This is a genomic window from Streptomyces sp. JJ36 (genome assembly GCF_021696945.1).
In the GTDB taxonomy this organism is placed as follows: Bacteria; Actinomycetota; Actinomycetes; order Streptomycetales; family Streptomycetaceae; genus Streptomyces.
This window is the reverse complement of the sequence record NZ_JACYHE010000098.1, coordinates 1-18,984: the sequence shown is the minus strand read 5'-3', so window position 1 is coordinate 18,984 and position 18,984 is coordinate 1. Positions and strand designations below refer to the sequence as shown.

The 18,984-nt window shown below is 75.5% G+C and carries 14 protein-coding genes; 9 read left to right on the top strand and 5 right to left on the bottom strand.

All coding sequences use genetic code 11. The features are described from left to right. The first annotated feature begins 55 nt into the window (after positions 1–55). From HOY81_RS24920 to HOY81_RS24900, 5 genes are all read left to right on the top strand, one after another. Complete coding sequence (locus tag HOY81_RS24920; RefSeq protein ID WP_237322953.1) at positions 56–1,417, top strand: sulfate adenylyltransferase subunit 1; 1,362 nt, start codon at positions 56–58, stop codon at positions 1,415–1,417. A gap of 2 nt (positions 1,418–1,419) precedes the next feature. Beyond that, entirely contained in the window at positions 1,420–2,283 is an 864-nt protein-coding gene (locus HOY81_RS24915; RefSeq protein ID WP_237322952.1) for an ABC transporter ATP-binding protein, read from the top strand. Further along, positions 2,270–3,280 (top strand): ABC transporter permease, encoded by a 1,011-nt coding sequence (locus HOY81_RS24910; protein ID WP_272893275.1) that lies wholly within the window; start codon positions 2,270–2,272, stop codon positions 3,278–3,280. The genes HOY81_RS24915 and HOY81_RS24910 overlap by 14 nt, the downstream gene beginning before the upstream one ends. Next, entirely contained in the window at positions 3,277–4,074 is a 798-nt protein-coding gene (locus tag HOY81_RS24905) for a sirohydrochlorin chelatase (RefSeq protein WP_308341195.1), read from the top strand. The genes HOY81_RS24910 and HOY81_RS24905 overlap by 4 nt, the downstream gene beginning before the upstream one ends. A 172-nt stretch (positions 4,075–4,246) precedes the next feature. Beyond that, positions 4,247–5,002, top strand: coding sequence for a DUF2382 domain-containing protein (locus HOY81_RS24900; RefSeq protein ID WP_237322951.1), 756 nt, complete (start codon positions 4,247–4,249; stop codon positions 5,000–5,002). 413 nt (positions 5,003–5,415) lie between these two features. Here HOY81_RS24900 and HOY81_RS24895 read toward each other — a convergent pair whose 3' ends face one another. Next, positions 5,416–6,432: an NAD-dependent epimerase/dehydratase family protein gene (locus HOY81_RS24895; protein WP_237322950.1), complete on the bottom strand. Its 1,017-nt coding sequence runs from the start codon at positions 6,430–6,432 to the stop codon at positions 5,416–5,418. A 203-nt stretch (positions 6,433–6,635) separates the two neighbouring features. Between HOY81_RS24895 and heR the strand changes: the two genes are divergently transcribed. Next, positions 6,636–7,418: a heliorhodopsin HeR gene (gene heR, locus HOY81_RS24890; RefSeq protein ID WP_237322949.1), complete on the top strand. Its 783-nt coding sequence runs from the start codon at positions 6,636–6,638 to the stop codon at positions 7,416–7,418. Positions 7,419–7,483: 65 nt separating this feature from the next. Here heR and HOY81_RS24885 read toward each other — a convergent pair whose 3' ends face one another. The 3 genes from HOY81_RS24885 to HOY81_RS24875 all read right to left on the bottom strand — a co-directional run bounded on the left by HOY81_RS24885 (position 7,484) and on the right by HOY81_RS24875 (position 10,944). Then, positions 7,484–8,020, bottom strand: coding sequence for a DUF1697 domain-containing protein (locus HOY81_RS24885; RefSeq protein ID WP_237322948.1), 537 nt, complete (start codon positions 8,018–8,020; stop codon positions 7,484–7,486). A 241-nt stretch (positions 8,021–8,261) separates the two neighbouring features. Further along, a complete protein-coding gene (locus HOY81_RS24880) occupies positions 8,262–9,506 on the bottom strand; it encodes an acyltransferase family protein (protein WP_237322947.1) in 1,245 nt (414 codons plus the stop codon). Between the two features lie 193 nt (positions 9,507–9,699). Then, on the bottom strand, positions 9,700–10,944 hold the full coding sequence (locus tag HOY81_RS24875; RefSeq protein WP_237322946.1) for an SAV2148 family HEPN domain-containing protein: 1,245 nt from the start codon (positions 10,942–10,944) through the stop codon (positions 9,700–9,702). Between the two features lie 217 nt (positions 10,945–11,161). Between HOY81_RS24875 and glgX the strand changes: the two genes are divergently transcribed. Both glgX and treY read left to right on the top strand, forming a co-directional pair. Further along, on the top strand, positions 11,162–13,354 hold the full coding sequence (glgX, locus tag HOY81_RS24870; protein WP_237322945.1) for a glycogen debranching protein GlgX: 2,193 nt from the start codon (positions 11,162–11,164) through the stop codon (positions 13,352–13,354). 114 nt (positions 13,355–13,468) lie between these two features. Beyond that, the gene (gene treY, locus HOY81_RS24865) at positions 13,469–15,973 is read left to right on the top strand and encodes a malto-oligosyltrehalose synthase (RefSeq protein WP_237322944.1); all 2,505 of its coding nucleotides are present in this window, start codon (positions 13,469–13,471) and stop codon (positions 15,971–15,973) included. Between the two features lie 103 nt (positions 15,974–16,076). Here the strand turns inward: treY and HOY81_RS24860 are convergent, their stop codons facing one another. Continuing rightward, positions 16,077–16,637, bottom strand: coding sequence for an FHA domain-containing protein (locus tag HOY81_RS24860; RefSeq protein WP_237322943.1), 561 nt, complete (start codon positions 16,635–16,637; stop codon positions 16,077–16,079). A gap of 212 nt (positions 16,638–16,849) precedes the next feature. Here HOY81_RS24860 and treZ point away from each other — a divergent pair, with 212 nt between their 5' ends. Beyond that, on the top strand, positions 16,850–18,586 hold the full coding sequence (treZ, locus tag HOY81_RS24855; RefSeq protein WP_237322942.1) for a malto-oligosyltrehalose trehalohydrolase: 1,737 nt from the start codon (positions 16,850–16,852) through the stop codon (positions 18,584–18,586). The last annotated feature ends 398 nt before the right edge of the window (positions 18,587–18,984 follow it).

The window sequence follows — 18,984 nt, the reverse complement described above, 5'->3', positions numbered from 1 at the left end:
CGACAAACTCTCCGAAGCCGCCATGGAAGACCGCAAGCGCGAAGGGTACTTCTGAATGAGCACCGTTCCCTCCACCGAAGCGGCCGAGCCGGTCCTGGCCGCCACCGCGCTGCTGCGGTTCGCCACCGCCGGGTCCGTCGACGACGGCAAGTCCACCCTCGTCGGGCGGCTGCTGCACGACTCCAAGTCCGTGCTCAGCGACCAGCTGGAGGCCGTGGAGTCCGCCTCCCGCAACCGCGGGCAGGAGGCCCCCGACCTGGCGCTGCTCACCGACGGCCTGCGGGCCGAGCGGGAACAGGGCATCACCATCGACGTGGCGTACCGCTACTTCGCCACCCCGCGCCGGCGCTTCATCCTCGCCGACACCCCGGGCCATGTGCAGTACACCCGGAACATGGTCACCGGCGCCTCTACCGCCGAACTGGCCGTGGTGCTGGTGGACGCGCGCAACGGCGTGGTGGAGCAGACCCGCCGCCACGCGGCCGTCGCCGCGCTGCTGCGCGTCCCGCACGTGGTGCTGGCGGTCAACAAGATGGACCTGGTCGACTACGACGAGCAGGTCTTCGCCCGCATCGCGGAGGAGTTCACCGCCTACGCCGCCTCGCTGGGCGTGCCGGAGATCACCGCCATCCCGATCTCCGCGCTGGTCGGCGACAACGTGGTGAGCGCGTCGGCGAACATGGACTGGTACGGCGGCCCGACCGTCCTGGAGCACCTGGAGACCGTCCCGGTCACCCACAACCCCTCCGGGGACCCGGCCCGTTTCCCGGTGCAGTACGTCGTCCGCCCGCAGACCGCCGAGCACCCGGACTACCGGGGCTACGCCGGCCAGATCGCCTCCGGCGTCTTCCGGGTCGGCGACCGCGTCGCGGTGCTCCCCTCGGGGCGTACGAGCACCGTCGAGGGCATCGACGCGCTGGGCCGTCCCGTGGACGTCGCCTGGGCCCCGCAGTCGGTGACGCTGCTGCTCAGCGACGACCTGGACATCTCCCGCGGGGACCTGATCGCCCCGGCGGACGCCGGGGTGGAGGCCAGCCAGGACCTCACCGCGACCGTCTGCCACCTGCACGACCGGCCGCTGAAGCCCGGTGACCGGGTGCTGCTCAAGCACACCACCCGCACCGTCAAGGCCATCGTCAAGGAGATCCCCTCCCGGCTGACCCTGGCCGACCTGTCCCAGCACCCGTCGCCCGGCGAACTGGTGGCGAACGACATCGGGCGGGTGGTGCTCCGCACCGCGCAGGCGCTGCCCGTCGACCCGTACGCCGCCTCCCGCCGCACCGGTTCCTTCCTGCTGATCGACCCGGCCGACGGCACCACCCTGACCGCCGGCATGGCCGGGGACGCCTTCGCCGAGGCGGCCGAGGAGGTCAAGGACGCCCAGGAGGGCCTGGACGACGACGGCTGGGACTTCTGACGATGTCCTCCGCCCCCGCCGCCACCGGCGGCCCCGCCACCGGCGCGCCCGCCGCCGGGCCCGGTCCCGCCGGGCCCGGCGGCCCGGGCGACCGGCCGCACGCCGTCCGGCTCGACCGGGTCTCCAAGGCCTTCGGGGCGGCCGGCTCCCGGACGCTCGCCCTGGACGACATACGCCTGGAAGCCGCTCCCGGGGAGTTCCTGTGCCTGCTGGGCGCCTCGGGCTGCGGCAAGTCCACGCTGCTCAACCTGGTCGCCGGCCTGGACCGGCCGACCACCGGCACCGCCTCGGTGCCGTTCGGGCGCCCGGCGCTGATGTTCCAGGACCACGCCCTGTTCCCGTGGCTCACCGCGGGCCGCAACATCGAGCTGGCGCTCAAGCTGGCCGGTGTGCCGAAGCGCGAACGGCACGACCGTGCGCAGGAGCTGCTGCGCCTGGTGCGGCTGCCCGACGCCCACGGCAAGCGGGTGCACGAGCTGTCCGGCGGCATGCGGCAGCGGGTCGCGCTGGCGCGCGCCCTGGCCCAGGGCAGCGAGGTGCTGCTGATGGACGAGCCGTTCGCCGCGCTCGACGCCATCACCCGGGACCTGCTGCACGAGGAGCTGACCCGGGTGTGGACCGAGGCGAACCAGCCCGGTTCCGCCCGCGGCCGGCTGACCGTCCTGTTCGTCACGCACAACGTGCGGGAGGCCGTGCGGCTGGGGCAGCGGGTCGTGCTGCTCACCTCGCGGCCGGGACGGATCGCCCGGGAGTGGGACGTCGACATTCCGTATCCGCGCCGGATCGAGGACGCGGAGGTCACCGGGCTCGCCCGCGAGATCACCGGCCATCTGCACGAGGAGATCGTCCGTCATGCCCGCCACTGACGCGTCGTCGCGGCGCGCCGCTGCCGAGGCGCACGCGGAGAAGGAAGAACGGCCCGGGGCCGGCGAGGACACCGGCACGGCGGACGGCTCCGCCGGCAGCCGGCGGCCCGCGGGAGACCCCGGCGCCCCGGGGGCCCCGGACACCGCGGACCCCTCGGACGACATGGCCCTGGGCCTGGATGCGCTGGAGACCCCGGCCACCGCACAGGCCAAGGCCGTCTCCCGGCGGGTGCTCGCCAAGGCGGCGCCGCCGCTGCTGTCCGTCGCGCTGGTGCTGGCGCTGTGGCAGCTCGCGTACGTCTTCGAGTGGTCCGCGACCCTCCCCGCCCCCGCCGCGGTGGGCGGCGAACTGGCCGACGCCTGGGCCGACGGCACGCTGCTGCCCGCGGTCGGGCACAGCCTGTTGCGCTGCCTGATCGGCTTCGGGGCGGCGGCCGTGATCGGCCTTCCGCTCGGAGTGGTGCTGACCCGGCTGCCTCCGCTGCGGACCGTCCTGGGGCCGATCCTGTCGGCCATCCAGTCGCTGCCGGCCGCCGGTCTGGTGCCGGTCGCGGTGATCGCGTTGGGGAACTCCGAGGGGGCGGTCTACGCGGTCGTCCTGCTCGGCTCGGTGCCCTCCATCGCGGTCTCGGTCGCCGCCGGGATCGACCAGGTGCCGCCGCTGCTGCTGCGGGCGGGCAAGTCCATGGGGGCCACCGGGGTGCGGGGCGCGGTGCACGTGCTGGTCCCCGCCGCACTGCCCGCCTTCATCTCCGCGCTCCGCCAGGGCTGGACCTTCGGCTGGCGCGCCCTGATGACGGCCGAGCTGATCACCGCGACGCCGCTGCCCGGCATCGGGCGCATGCTCTCCCAGGGCAAGGAGGCGGAGTCGATGAGCCTGGTGCTGGCCACGGTGGGACTGATCCTGGCGGTGGGCGTGCTGGTCGAGTCGGCGCTCTTCAGCCCCCTGGAGCGCCGGGTGCTCCGGCACCGCGGCCTCGCCGGAGACCGGCCGTGACCCCCGGCGCCTCCGGTACGCCCCGCGCGCTGCCCGGCGCGTCCGGGCCGGTGCTGCTGGTCGTCGCGCACGGCAGCCGGGACCCCCGGCACGCGGCGACGGTGGCGGCGCTGTGCGCGCGGGTACGGGCCGAGCGCCCGTGGCAGCGGGTCGAGGTCGGCCACCTCGACTTCAACGCCCCCTCGGTTCCGCAGGTGCTGGAGCGGCTGGACGGCGAGGGCGTCCGCGAGGTGATCGCCCTGCCGCTGCTGCTGAACCGCGCGTTCCACGCCAAGACGGACATCCCGGCGGTGCTGCGCGAGGCCACGGCCCGGCTGCCGCGGGTCGCCGTCCACCAGGCCGACGTGCTGGGACCGCACCCGCTGCTGGTGGCCGCGCTGGAGCGGCGGCTGCGGGAGGCGGGCCTGCCGTCCGCCGACGCACCCGGAACCGGGGTCGTGCTCGCCTCGGCGGGCTCCTCCGACCCGGAGGCGATCGCAGTGATCGCTGAAACCGCGCGGGAGTGGCGGCGCGCCACCGGTTGGCGCGCCGTGCGGCCTGCGTTCGCCTCCGCATCCCCGCCCCGCACGGCGGACGTCGTGCGCGCCCTGCGCGCGGACGGCGTCCGCCGGGTGGCCGTCGCGCCCTGCGTGATCGCCCCCGGGCTGCTCCCGGACCGCATCGTCGAGGGAGCCCGGGAGGCGGGCGCCGAGGTGCTGGCACCGGTGCTGGGCGACGCCCCGGAGCTGGCCCGGCTCCTGCTGCTCCGCTACGAGCAGGCCCTCTCCGGCCGCCTCGCCACCACCGCCGCCTGACGCCGCTGCGGCCGGGCCGCCCGTACCGCCCGGACACGCGGCTCACCGTACTCACCGGCCGTCCCGCGACCACCGGCAAACAAATGCCCGATTTCTTCACATATGCACGTTTCACCTGCGGGGAGTGGTGGCTACGCAGCAGGTAGCAGGCAAGGGTGCGAAGGAGGACCTCATGATCACCCGAGAGCAGATTCCGACCGTACTGGATCACCCCGTGTACTCCACGGGCGGCGACAAGCTCGGTGACGCCCGGCACGTCTACCTGGACGACGCCACGGGCATGCCGGAGTGGGTCAGCGTGAAGACGGGCCTGTTCGGGCGCAGCGAGTCCTTCGTACCCGTCCGCGACGCGGCCCTGGTCGAGGACCACCTCGAGGTCCCCTACGCCAAGGACAAGGTCAAGGACGCGCCGCGGGTGGACGTGGACGCCGGTGGACACCTCTCGGTGCAGGAGGAGGAGCGCCTCTACGCCTTCTACGGCATCGAGCCGGGCGGTCCGGTGGACACCGGCCCCGCCGCCGGCGAGCAGACCACCGGCCGGGCCACCGGCGACGACGCGATGACCCGCTCCGAGGAGCAGATGCACGTCGGCACCGAATCCCGCCCCACCGGTCGGGCACGGCTGCGCAAGTACGTCGTGACCGAGGAGCAGCAGCAGACCGTGCCGGTGCGCCACGAGGAGGTGCGCGTCGAGCACGAGCCCATCACCGAGGCCAACCGCGACGAAGCCCTCTCCGGTCCGGAGATCAGTGAGGACGAGTACGAGGTGACGCTGCACGAGGAGCGTCCGGTGGTGGAGACCCGCGCCGAGCCGGTCGAGCGGGTCCGGCTGACCACCGAGGAGCGCACCGAGGACGAGACCGTGCGGGGCACGGTCCGCAAGGAGCACATCGAGGAGGACACCGGCGAGGAGGGCCGCGGGTCCTGAACCCGGGACCGGCCGGGCCCGTTCGGGTACCGGCCGGTCACCGGCACACCGGGCTCCGGGTCAAGGGCCCGTTCAGGGACCGGGACACCGGCCCCGTGGACGGCCCGGGCACGGATCGCCACGACGCCATGCAGGCAGCCAGGCCGGAGTGTGGCGCACCGGGTCCCCCTCGGGGACACGCCGTCCCGGCCACGGACGGGCGCACTCGACGGTCCGGCAGGCCGGCGCCACGGCTCCGACGTCCCGGTGACACGCACCGGGTCCGCCAGCCCCGGCGCGGTGGGAGCACCCTCGGCTCCCACCGCGCCGGTGCGTCCGGACCCGCTCTCGCGGACCGCGTGCCTGTCGGCGGTGCGACCGCCCACCGACCGCGCGACGGACCCGCGGCCGGGGCCCACACAGGCGGCCGCCCACTACCCCAGGGACCCGCGCCCGCCGCCCGCGAGGGCGGCCAGCAGGCGCTCCTCCTTCTCCGGGGGCAGCCCCTTCCGGCTCCGGTCGGCGCGCTGCGGGGCCCGGCCCCCGAGGCCCTGCAGCCAGGCCCAGGTGTCCCGTACCGTCTCGCCGACCGGACGGCACCGCAGCCCCGCCGCCACGGCCCGGCCGACGTCCGTCCGGTGGAGTGTGTCGTGCAGCGGCCCCGGCGGCACCCAGACCGGAAGCTCCGTCCACGGCTCGGCCCCGGCGGCCTCGACCGCCTCGGGGGCCGCCCAGCGCAGCTCGGCCTCCCCACCGGTCACCGCGGCGCAGGCCTCCAGGAGTTCCCCCATGGTGGTGTGCCCGGGCGGCGAGACCACGTTGTACGGGCCGTGCAGCCCTTCCGCGAGCGCGTCCAGGGTCCACCGGGCGAGGTCCCGCACGTCGATGTACTGGAGGGGCAGCTCGCGCGGCCCCGGCGCGGGCACCGGGCCGCCGCGGGCGAGGCGGCCGAGCCACCAGGGCAGCCGGCCGACGTCCTCGTACGGGCCCAGGATGAGGCCCGCCCGCACGGAGAGGGCACGCTCCTCCCCGAAGGCGGCTGCCGCCGCCAGCTCCCCGCCGCGCTTGTCGGCCGCGTAGTCGGTGGCCGGGGCGTCCGGTGCCGCCGCGACGACCTCCGTGGCTTCGTCCTTGTCCGCCGGAGCGGGGACGCCGTAGACGGAGACGCTCGACACGTACGCGTACCGCCCGGCGCGGCCGGCGAGCAGCCGCGCGGCGTCGAGGACCGCACGGGGCGCCCCCGACCAGGCGTCCACCACCACGTCCCACTCGCCCTCCCGCAGCGCGTCCAGGCCCCCGGCGGCCGTGCGGTCGCCGCGCAGCGCGCGCACGCCCTCCGGCACCCCGCGGGTGCCGCGGTTGAGGACCGTGACCTCCCAGGAGCGCTCCCGCGCGGCCTCGACCACGGCAGGCCCCACGAATCCCGTACCACCCAGCATCAGCAGTCGCATGCTCCGACCCTGCCGGTGCAGGGGCCGTCGCGGAAGGCCGGCCTGCTCTCGGCGTAATCGCTGAGGGCGTAGCGTGCGCACGGTCGAGGCGGTTCCCCGGGCCACTCGGGGGACTTCCGGCGAGGCGGCGGCGTCGTTCGCCGGTTGCCGCCCGGACCCGTACGACCATGCACGGGTACTGCGGCTCCGCCCCGGGAGGAACGGTGAAGAGAGCGGACGGCACACCGGTGGCCACCGGTGTCACCGCCGAGCGCCTCGCGGGGCTTCGCTCGTGGAACCTGGGGCTCACGCTGCTGCACCTGGCCCAGGCCGTGGCGATCGTCCTCCTCGCGGGAGGCTTCTCGATCACCGTCACCTCCTCCCTGCCCGAAGGGCCACCGGGCACGGAGGCGCCCGCCCCCGACGCGCTCTTCGACGTGCCGATCGGCTGGGCCGTCGCCGTCTTCCTCGCCCTGGCGGCCCTGGACCACCTGCTGACGGCCACGGTGTTCCGCACCACCTACGAACGCGATCTCAGAAGCGGCATCAACCGCTTCCGGTGGCTGGAGTACGCGCTGAGCGCCACCCTCATGGTGCTCCTCATCAGCTTCTACTCAGGCATCACCGGCATCAACGCCGTCCTCGCCGTCGTCGGCGCCAACATGGGGATGATCTTCTTCGGCTGGGTCGAGGAGGTGATGAACCCGCCGGGGCGGACGACGACCACGATGCTCCCGTTCTGGTTCGGGACGCTGGTCGGCGTGACGCCGTGGGTCTCGATCGTCTACAACATCGTCGCGGTCGGCACCGTGCCCGGCTTCGTGTACGGGATCGTCCTCGTCCAGGCCGCCCTCTTCTTCAGCTTCGGTCTCAACCAGTGGCTCCAGTACCGGGGAGTCGGCCGGTGGTCCGACTACGCCTACGGCGAGAAGGGTTACCTGGTGCTCAGCCTCACGGCGAAGTCCCTCCTGGCCTGGCAGATCTTCGCCGGCTCGCTGGCCGGCTGAGCTCCTGCCGTCTGCGTACCGACGGCGGCCCGCCCCCGGGCACGGCGGCGTTCCGGGGACGGCCGTCAGGCGGTGAGCTCGATCAGCTTGGTGACGGTGCGCCAGTTCCGCCCGGTCATGGTGAGCCGGGGCCGCACGGCGGCCAGCGCGTCCGGGAGCTTGCTGCGGCCCATGCCCGCCGGGAACCAGCAGTACACGGCGCGCCCGAGGTGCCGGAACTCGTCCGGGGCGTACGCCTCCGGGTCGATCCCGGCGAAGTGGGCGGGGTCCGGGGTCTCCTCGACGAAGAGCACCAGGAGTTTGGCCGGGTCCAGCCGGTCGGCCGGGAACGGGCAGGCGTCGGCGACCTCCCGCAGTTCGGACGCGGTGCGCAGCAGGCAGGGGACCTCGAAGCCGAAGTGCTCGGCGAGGGCCCGCTCCAGGCGGGGGCCGGGCGGTCCGGTGTCCTCCGGGGGCGTGGTGAAGACCGCGTTGCCGCTCTGCAGGTAGGTCCGCACGTCCGTCCATCCCAGGGAGGCGAGGAGCTCGCGCAGCTCCGCCATCGGCACCTTCCGGCGTCCGCCCACGTTGATCCCGCGAAGGAGCGCCGCATACGTCGTCATACCCTCACTCTAGGCGCCGCCGCTGACACCGGGCGTGCGGCCGCCTGCGACGTCCGCCGCCCGTACGACGCCCGCCCGGGGGTTTCCGCCTGCCCGGCCCCTCCAGCGCCCCCGGGAGCCCCGGGCGACTGCTTGTAGGGGGCATCGTCCCCGGGGGTGGGGGTTTCCGGCAGACCGTACGCGTGGCCCGGGCCCCGTGGGGGAGGGCCCGGGCCGCGCGCACGACCGCCGCGCGTCACGGTCAGCCGCGGGGCCCCGTACGGCCGGGGTCCGGGCCCCGGGGCCGCTCGGCGCGCGGCGGGTCGTACGGCGCTCCGTGCATACCGACGGGCGTAGCGCCGGGCGTTCCGCCGGGCGCCGCGTCCCCGGCGGCGGGCCGCGGCCGGAACAGCCACTCCAGCCGGGGCTCCACGGCCCACCGCAGGGCACGGCGCACCGGACCGGTGCACAACAGGGTGACCAGCACGGCGGCGAGCAGCGTGACGGCGACCATGCCGGCCGGGGTGTGCAGCCAGGCGTGGGCGTACCAGCCGCGGTAGACGGCGCCCTTCACCGCGAAGCCGTGCAGCAGATAGCCGTAGAGCGTCCCGGCGCCCAGCGCGGTGCACCACATCCGGCGGCGCGGCACCCAGGCGAGGAAGCACGCGGTGAGCGCCAGCGAGCAGCCCAGCAGGGCCAGCGACATGGCGGCGCCCACCAGCGGCGGCACCCCCAGCTCCTGCGCGCTCTCCCGGTGGTAGAGCCACTGCCAGTCCAGCCGCGGCGCCGCCCAGTACGCGAAGCCGAGCGCGCCGGCGCCGAGGGCGAGCGCGGCCGCCCGCACCCGGGGACGGCGGAGCCGGGCGAAGTGGTCCGGGCGCAGCCCGAGCCCGAGCACGAAGAACGGCAGGAACTGGAGCACCCGTTGCAGGTCCAGGTCCGGGCCGATGCCGGGGGTCACGGAGCTGAGCACCGCCGCGGCGACCGCGATCGGCACCGGCCACCGCACCGCCCGCCACAGCGGCGCCGTCAGCCGCCAGAGGAAGAGGGCGAGCAGGAACCAGTTGAGGAACTGCGGGTCGACCACGTTGACCGGGTAGTCCGGGTCGCCGTCGGCCCAGCGCCGGAACCAGGCGTAGGCGACCTCGAAGACCAGGTACGGCACCAGGATGCCGGCGATCAGCCGCCGCACCCGGCGCGGGCCGAGGTCGAAGTCCCGGGAGAAGTAGCCGGAGACCACGATGAACGCCGGCATGTGGAAGGTGTAGACGAAGAGGTAGAGGGCCGTCGCGGCGCGGCTCCCGTCCCGGAACGGCTCCCAGGCGTGGGCGGCGGCGACCAGCACGATCGCCAGGTACTTGGCGTTGTCGAAGAAGGGGTCGCGGGTGTCTCCGGCCCCGTGCGCCCCGGCTCTGTCCCGCTCCGTCGCCGGGACGGGGTCCGCGGCGGCCGGGCGCTCCGGCGGCAGCGGGGAACGGGGGTCGGCGGGGAAGGAGGGGCCGTGCATGGCACGTCATTGTTCCCGGCGGCCGTCCCGGTATGCGGTCCCGGCTCCGGGACACGCCCGGGCCCCGCCGGAACGGCCGCCGCCGGAGCGGCCCCACGCCGGAGCGCCGGGCCGGCCGGGCGGCGGGCCGGCGGCCGCCGTACGGGCCGGGGCGTGGGCAGACCGGCCGGGACGCGGGCGGCCCGCCGGGGCGTCAGGAGACCGGCCGGGAGTCCTGCCACACGGATTCGAACTCCTCGCGGTAGGTGGCGAAGAGCCCGTGTTCGCCGGTGTCCGGCGCGCCGCCGTGCACGAGGTCCCGGCCGCCGCCGCGGAGCACCAGCACCGGTGCCTCCATGCCGCGGACCCGGCGCAGGTACGACTGGACGACGGCGAGGCCGTCCGGGCCGTCACCGTCCACCAGGTACGCCGTGAACCGCGGCGTCTCGTCGAACACGTGGATCTCGAACGCGCCGGGGTCCCGCAGCCGGGCGCGTACCCGCCGCATGTGCAGGATGTTCATCTCCACGGTGCGGCTCAGCTCGCCCTTCTTCAGCCCGAGCTCGCGCTCCCGGCGGCGCACGGCGCTGCTGGCCGGGTTGAGGAAGAGCAGCCGGATGCGGCACCCGGCCTCGGCGAGCCGCACCAGGCGGCGCCCGCTGTAGTTCTGCACCAGCAGGTTCAGCCCTATGCCTATGCCGTCCAGCCGCCGCGCGCCGCCGAAGAGGTCCTCGGCCGGGAGCTGCCGCTGGAGCCGCACCCGGTCGGGGTGGACCCCGACGACGTCGGCGAAGCGGTCGCCGACCAGCTCCTCGACCGCGTCCACCGGCAGCCGGTGCGCGGAGGGCTTGGCGCTCGCGGAGGTGTCCAGCAGGTCGAGCAGCCGCGCGGACATCCGCTCGGCCTGCGCAAGCACCGTCTCCGAGAGGGCCCGGTTGCGCGCCACGGCGCTGCGGGCGACCTCCAGCTCGTCGAGGGAGAGCTCGACCTCCCGGCGGTCGTCGAAGTAGGGCTCGAAGCAGGGCCAGTGCTGCACCATCAGCTCCCGGAGCTGGGGCAGGGTGAGGAAGGACAGCACGGTGTCGTCGGCCGGGTCGAGCAGATAGCCCTTCCGGCGGCTGACCTCGCGCACGGCCACCGCGCGCTGCACCCACTCCTGGCCGGCCGGGCCGGCCGCGGCGACCACCCACTCGTCGCCGTGCACCGGCTCGTAGATCGGGCGGAGCACGGCGGCGACGACGGCCCGGAGCCGCTGCTCGACGAGATTGAGCCAGATGTAGGCGCGCCCGGCGCGCTGCGCGCGGGTGCGGACCTCGGCCCAGACCTCGTCGCCCCACTCCAGGTCCGCGCCTATCTCCATGGGCCGGGCGAGGGAGACCGCTCCCGAGGGCACGTCCGCCGACTCGCCCTCCGGGCCGCCCTCGCCCGGCGGGAGCTCAAGGCCTCCCGAGGAGCCCACCTGTGCACCGCCTTCCGGACCCCGTTCTTCGATCAAGGAAGACTACTGTGGCCCCGGACGCGGTGCACCCGGATCCCCCATCAACTTCCGTTGCTCGTACGACCGTACGGGGGAAGATAGCGCCTGGGTCCGCCGGGCGGCCCGTTCCTGCGCGAGGATGCTGCGGTGCGGCAGCCGCCGCGCGGGGCACCCAGGACGACCGGGAAGAGACGACGGCATGCAGGTCTGGCCGGGACAGGCGTACCCCCTCGGCGCCACCTACGACGGCGCGGGGACGAACTTCGCGGTCTTCTCCGAGGCCGCCGAGCGCATCGAGCTGTGCCTTCTGCACGACGACGGCTCGGAGACGGCGGTGGAGCTGCGGGAGACGGACGCCTTCGTACGGCACGCGTATCTGCCCGGCGTGATGCCGGGGCAGCGCTACGGCTTCCGGGTGCACGGACCGTACGCGCCGGAGCACGGACATCGCTGCAACAGCGCCAAGCTGCTGCTCGATCCGTACGCCAAGGCGATGAGCGGACAGGTGGACTGGGACGAGGCGGTGTACGGCTACCACTTCGATTCCCCCGAACGGCGTAACGACCTGGACTCGGCACCTCACACGATGGCGTCGGTGGTCGTCAACCCGTACTTCGACTGGGGCGACGACCGGCTCCCCCGGACGGAGTACCACCACACGGTGCTCTACGAGGCGCACGTGAAGGGCCTCACGATGCTCCACCCCGCGCTCCCCGCGGAGCTGCGCGGCACCTACGCGGCCCTGGCGCACCCCGCGGTGATCGAGCATCTCACCCGGCTGGGCGTGACGGCCCTGGAGCTGATGCCGGTGCACCAGTTCGTCACCGACAACCGCCTCGCCGACGCGGGCCTGTCCAACTACTGGGGCTACAACACCATCGGCTACTTCGCCCCGCACAACGCCTACGCCTCGTGGGGCGACCGGGGCCAGCAGGTGCTGGAGTTCAAGCAGGCGGTGCGGGCGCTGCACCAGGCCGGCATCGAGGTGATCCTCGACGTGGTCTACAACCACACGGCCGAGGGCAACCACCTCGGTCCCACGCTCTCCTTCCGGGGCCTGGACAACGCCTCGTACTACCGGCTGACCGACGACCCGCGGTACTACATGGACACCACGGGCACCGGCAACTCCCTGCTCATGCGCAACCCGCACGTGCTCCAGCTCATCATGGACTCGCTGCGCTACTGGGTGACCGAGATGCACGTGGACGGCTTCCGCTTCGACCTGGCGGCGACGCTGGCCCGGCAGTTCCACGAGGTGGACCGGCTCTCCTCCTTCTTCGACCTGGTGCAGCAGGACCCGGTGGTCAGCCAGGTGAAACTGATCGCCGAGCCGTGGGACGTCGGCGAGGGCGGCTACCAGGTGGGCAACTTCCCCCCGCTGTGGACCGAGTGGAACGGCCGCTACCGGGACACCGTGCGGGACCTGTGGCGCGGCCAGCCGCGCACCCTGGCGGAGTTCGGCTCCCGGCTGACCGGCTCCTCCGACCTGTACCAGGACGACGGACGGCGGCCACTGGCCTCCATCAACTTCGTCACCTGCCACGACGGCTTCACCCTGCGCGACCTCGTCTCGTACGACGCCAAGCACAACGAGGCGAACGGCGAGGGCAACCGGGACGGCGAGAGCTGGAACCGCTCCTGGAACTGCGGAGCCGAGGGCGAGACGGACGATCCGGCGGTGCTGCGGCTCCGCCGCCGGCAGATGCGGAACCTCATCGCCACCCTGATGGTCTCGCAGGGCGTGCCGATGCTCAGCCACGGTGACGAGTTCGCCCGCACCCAGGGCGGCAACAACAACGCGTACTGCCAGGACAGCGAGGTCTCCTGGGTGCACTGGCCGCGCGAGGAGCCGCCGGGCGTCCGGGGGCGCGGGGCCGTGGGCGGAACCGGCGTGGGCGGTGCCGGCGCGGCGCACTGGGAGCAGGCGGCCCGGGAGCTGTGCGAGTTCACCCGGACGATGGTGTGGCTCCGCCGCGACCACCCCGTCTTCCGCCGTCGTCGCTTCTTCCACGGCCGCCCGGTGGAGGGCACCCACGACGACCTCTCCGACATCGCCTGGTTCACCCCCGAAGGCGCCGAGATGACCCAGCGGGACTGGCAGGCGGCACAGGCGGCCTCGCTGACGGTCTTCCTGAACGGCAGCGCCATCTCCGAGCCCGGGGCACGCGGGGAGCGGATCGTGGACGACTCGTTCCTGCTGCTGTTCAACGCGCAGGACACCGGGCGCGCCTTCACGGTGCCGCCGGACCACGGGACGCAGTGGGAGGTGGTGGTCGACACCGCCGAGGAGGGACCGGCCGCACAGGCGGGCGAGGGCCGCAAGGTCCAGGCGGGCGACCGCTTCACCCTCACCGACCGCAGCCTGGTGATCCTGCGGCGCCCGGCCTGACGGCCCTCTCGGGCGCGCCCCGCGTCCGGCCATCGGGTGACTCCCGGCCCCCGGCCCAGCGGCGCCCCGGCGCCCGTACGGTCGCCGGGCGGGCGCGCGGGTACGCACTCCGGTATGACCACCCCGACCGCGACCTACCGCCTCCAGCTCCAGCCGGAGTTCCCGTTCTCCGCCGCCGAGAAGGCCGTGCCGCGCCTGGCCCGGCTCGGCGTGTCGCACCTGCACCTCTCCCCCGTGCTGACCGCCGTCCCGGGCTCCGCGCACGGCTACGACGTGACGGACCACTCCTCCGTACGGGCCGAGCTGGGCGGCGAGGAGGGACTGCGGGCCCTGGCCGCGACGGCCCGGGCGCACGGCCTGGGGCTGGTGCTGGACATCGTCCCCAACCACATGGCGGTGCCGGCCGACCTCCGGCTGAACCGGCCGCTGTGGGAGGTACTGCGGGACGGCCCGGACTCGCCCTTCGCCCGCTGGTTCGACATCGACTGGGCGGCGGGCGGCGGCCGGGTGCTGCTGCCGGTGCTCCCGGAGCCGCTGCGCGCCGCGGCGGGGGAGCTCCGGCCGGCCGCGGACGGCACGCTGCGCGGCGGGCCGCTGGTGCTGCCGCTGCGGGAGGGCACCGCGGGGCTGCCGCTGCCGGAGCTGCTGGACGCCCAGCACTACCGCCTCGCCTGGTGGCGGCTGGCCCGCACCGAGCTGAACTACCGGCGGTTCTTCACCATCTCCGGCCTGATCGGGGTACGGGTCGAGGACCCGGAGGTGTTCACGGCCACCCACCGCACCGTGCTGCGGGTGCTGCACGAGGGCGTGCTCGACGGTCTCCGGGTGGATCACCCGGACGGGCTCGCCGACCCCGGGACGTACCTGCGCCGGCTGCACGAGGAGACCGGGGGCCGCTGGGCGGTGGTGGAGAAGATCCTGGCCCGGGAGGAGCGGCTGCCCGCCGGCTGGCCGGTGGCCGGCACCACCGGCTACGACGCCCTGCACCGGGTGGACGGCGTCTTCACCGACCCCGGGGGGCACGCGGAGCTCGCCGGGCACTTCCGGGAGGCCACCGGGGCCGCCCCCGCACTGGGCGGCGCCTGGGCCGCCACCGAACGGCGGGCCGCCGAGGAGGTGGTCGACGGCGAGCTGGCCGCGGAGACCGGCCGCCTGGTCCGCACCGCGCTGCGGGTGTGCGAGGCGGCGGAGGACCTGCGGCTGCGGGACCACGCGCCCTGGGCGCTGGACCGGGCCCTGCGCGAGGTGCTGGTGCGGCTGCCGGTCTACCGGCCGTATGTCACGGCCGGCGTCCCGGCGCGGGAGCCGGACGCGACGCTGCTGGCCGAGGCCGCGGAGGGAGCGCGGGCGGAGTTCGCGGTGCCGGCCGAGGCGGAGGCCGTGGAGGTGGTCCGGGACCTCGCGCTCGGCCGGCTGGGCGACGGCCCGGACCAGCGGGACTTCGCCGCCCGGTTCGGCCAGGTCTCCTCGGCGCTGCGGGCGAAGGCGGTGGAGGACACCGCCTTCTACCGGTACGTGCCGCTGCTGTCGGCCGGCGAAGTGGGCGGCGACCCCGGGCGGCCCGCGGTGCCCGCCGAGGAGTTCCACGCCTGGTGCGCCCGCCTCCAGCGGGACTGGCCGGAGACCGGCACCGTGCTCTCCACGCACGACACCAAGCGCAGCGCCGACGTGCGGGCCGCGCTGTCGGTGCTCGCCGAGTGCCCGGAACGCTGGGCCGAGGAGCTGGCCCGGGTGCGGGCGCAGACGGCGGCGCTGCCCGACGACGGTCACCGGCCCCCCGACGCCGTGGCCGAGTGGACCGCCTGGCAGACGGCCTTCGGGCTGGGCGCCCCCGACCCGGAGCGGCTCTCCGGCGCCGTGCTGAAGGCCGTACGGGAGGCCGGGCTGCACACCACCTGGACGGAGCCGGACGAGGACTACGAGACGGCCCTGGAACGCTTCGTGACGGGCGCCGTCTGCGGACCGCCGTGGGAGACCATGGCGCTGCTGCGGGCCGAGCTGGCCCCGCACCTGGAGGCGACCGCCCTCGGCATGGCGCTGGTGCACCTCACCATGCCGGGCGTGCCCGAGCTCTACTGGGGCACCGAACGCCACCGGGCCACCCTGGTGGACCCCGACAACCGGGGGCGGCCGCCGCTGCTCGGCGTGGACGCCGACGGTGCGGACGGGGGTGCCGGGGCTGCCGCGGCCTCCGGCGGCGGCTCGCGGGGGACGGCCGGGGCGTTCCCGGGCACCGGGGACGGCCCCGCGGGGACCGCCGGGGACGAGCCCGGGGAGCCGGCGGAGGCGAAGCTGCGGCTGACTCTGGCGGCGCTGCGGCTGCGCCGCGCCCGCCCGGAGTGGTTCGGCGCCGCGGGCTCGTACGCGCCGCTACGGGCGCGCGGACCGGCGGCGCGCCACTGTCTGGCCTTCGTGCGCTCCGGCGCGGTGGCCGTCGTGGCCACCCGGCTCTCGCTGCGGCTGGCCCGGGCGGGCGGCTGGCGGGACACCACGCTGACGCTGCCGCCGGGCCGCTGGCGGGACCTGCTCGGCGGCCGCGAGGCCGCGGGCACCGGCCGGCTGGTGGAGCTGCTGGCGGACGGACCGGTGGCGCTGCTGGTCCGCGAAGAGGACGCCTGACGGGCACTCCGGGCCCCCGCCCGGAGGACGGGCGGAAGGCGCCGGTGGGCGCGCCCGGCGGGCGTCCCGGTCTCCGGACGACCCGGTGCGGGGCCCGGGAGGGTCAGGAGGCGGCCAGCCGGAACCCCACCTGGCCGAAGCGCACATGGTCCCCGGCCCGCACGGTGACACTGCCGGTGATCCGCCGCCCGTTCACCCAGGTGCCGTTGGCGGAGCCCAGATCCCGCAGCGTCCAGCCCTGGCCGGTGCTGCGCAGCTGGGCGTGCGCCCGGGAGACGGTGTAGTGGCTGAGCCGCAGCATCGACCCGGGTGCGCGCCCGATGGAGAACGGGTGGGGGCCGGGCGCCGGCAGCAGCAACTCCGGCGAGCGCACCAGCCGCCACGCGCGGCGCATCCGCACCCGCAGCCCGGTGGAGCCGGCGGCCGGGCCGGGCACCTCCGCCGGCGCGGCCTCCCGCGACGGGTCCGCGTCCCGCGGCGCCTCGGGCCAGCGCGGCACGGGCGCGGTCACCACCCGCCGCAGGACCGTCAGATGCGCCTCCGGCGCGGCCGGTCGCCGCACCGCGTCCGCAGCCGCCGCGTCCGGCCGGGCGGCCGGGCCCTCCGCCGCGTTCTCCGTGCGGACCGGCGGGGACGGGCGCGTGCGGGAGTCGGGAGACGTCATGGGGGCATTCTCCAGTCACCGTTCGGGCCTGTCGAGGCCGCACCGACACACCATCCGGAGCTGCGTCCGGATCCACAACCTGATCAACGCCGCCGCACCGCCCACCGGTTCCCCGCCGCCGGAAACATCCGGCTTCGTACCGCGGGTGCGGGCACCCCGCGCGGACCCGGACGCCGTGGCGCGGCCCGGCCGGCTGCCGCAGCATGGTGGTCATGCACTTCGAGGTGTGGGCGCCGGAGGCGGAGCGGGTCCGGCTCCGGCTCGCGGGCCGGGAACGGGCGATGGCCCGCGATCCGCGGCGCCCGGGCTGGTGGACGGCCGACGCCGGCGCGGCGGAGGGCGACCGGTACGGCTTCGTGCTGGACGGCGGACCGGTGCGGCCCGATCCGCGGTCCCGGCGGCTGCCGGACGGCCCCGAGGGGCTGAGCGCGGTCGCCGACCCCGGAGCGTACCCGTGGCGGCATCCGTGGCCGGGGCGGCCGCTGACCGCGGCCGTCCTCTACGAACTGCACGTCGGCACCTTCACCCCGGAGGGCACCTTCGCCGCCGCCGCGGCGCGGCTGCCGCACCTGGCCCGGCTGGGGGTGACCCATGTGGAGCTGCTGCCGGTGTGCCCCTTCCCGGGCACGCACGGCTGGGGCTACGACGGGGTGGCACCGTGGGCGGTGCACGAGCCGTACGGCGGCCCGGAGGGGCTGGCACGGTTCGTCGACGCGGCGCACGGGCACGGCCTCGGGGTGGTGCTGGACGTGGTGCACAACCACCTCGGCCCCGCGGGCAACCACCTGCCCGCCTTCGGCCCGTACTTCACGGACGGGCACCGCACCCCGTGGGGTGCCGCGATCAACCTGGACGGCCCCGGATCGGACGAGGTACGGGCCTGTCTGGTCGGCAGCGCCCTCGCCTTCCTCGCGGACTTCCGGCTGGACGGACTGCGGCTGGACGCGGTGCACGCGCTCGCCGACGACCGGGCAGAGCACTTCCTGGCCGAACTCTCCGCCGCCGTGGACGTACTGGCGGAGCGCAGCGGCCGCCCGCTCTTCCTCATCGCCGAGTCGGACCGCAACGACCCGCGGACCACCGCCCCGCGTTCCGCCGGCGGACACGGCCTGCACGCGCAGTGGAACGACGACTTCCACCACGCCCTGCACGCCGCCCTGACCGGCGAGTCCCAGGGCTACTACGCGGACTTCGCCCGGGCTCCCCTGGCGGCGCTCGCCAAGACGCTGACCGGCGCGTTCTTTCACGACGGCGGCTACTCCGCGTTCCGCGGCCGCCGCCACGGCCTGCCGGTGCCGCCCGGCACACCGGCCCGCCGGTTCCTGGCGTACGCGCAGACCCACGACCAGATCGGCAACCGCGCCCGCGGCGACCGGCTCGCCGCCTCCTGCTCCCCCGGTCTGCTGGCCTGCGCGGCGGCGCTGGTGCTGCTCTCACCCTTCACCCCGATGCTCTTCATGGGCGAGGAGTGGGCCGCCGCCACCCCCTGGCAGTACTTCACCGACCATCCCGACCCGGAGCTGGCCACGGCCGTACGGGAGGGGCGGCGCCGGGAGTTCGCCGCGCACGGCTGGCAGGCGGCCGAGGTGCCGGACCCGCAGTCGCCCGCGACGCGCGCCCGCTCCTGCCTGGACTGGTCGGAGCCGGGGCGGCGTCCGCACGCCGCCCTGCTCGCCTGGCACCGCGAACTGATCGCCCTGCGCCACGCCTTCCCCGCGCTCTCCCGCGGCCGGCTGGGCGACGCCCGGGTGCGCTACGACGAGCAGGCCCGCTGGCTCGCCGTACGCAACGGACCGCTGCTGGTGGCGGTGAACCTCTCGGCGAACCACACGGCACGGGTCCCGCTGCGCCGGACGACCGGCGAACTGCTGGCCGCCTGGGCCCCGGACACCCACCACACCGGCGACACCCTGCACCTCCCCCCGGAGTCGGCCGCGGTGCTCCGCTAAGGGGAGGGCCGCGCGGTGCGCGCCCCTTACCTCTCTCGCGCCCCGCAAGGGGGCGCCTGGCCCCGGGTCCGGTAAGGCTGTCGGCCCCGGTGGAGGACATGACCTGGGGGGAGTCGCCGCCGGGCTTCGGGGCACCGCTGGACCGCCGATGAGGCACCTGACATCTGCCTGGTCGGATGCGACACCCCCGGTGCCGCGCGCCCCCGCGCCGCACTCCGGTGCCGCCGCGCCGGGACGCCCGGCGCGCGGGGTGCGCCGGGCGCAGGCCCGGTCCCGCCGGTGTCGCCCGGGCGCACCTGGGCGCTCCCCATGGACCGGCCCGCCGGGGTGGACCGCGCAGGCGCGTCCGCGCGCCCGGGGCCGGGCCCGGGCCCGGGTGGGCGGGCCCAGATCGGAAG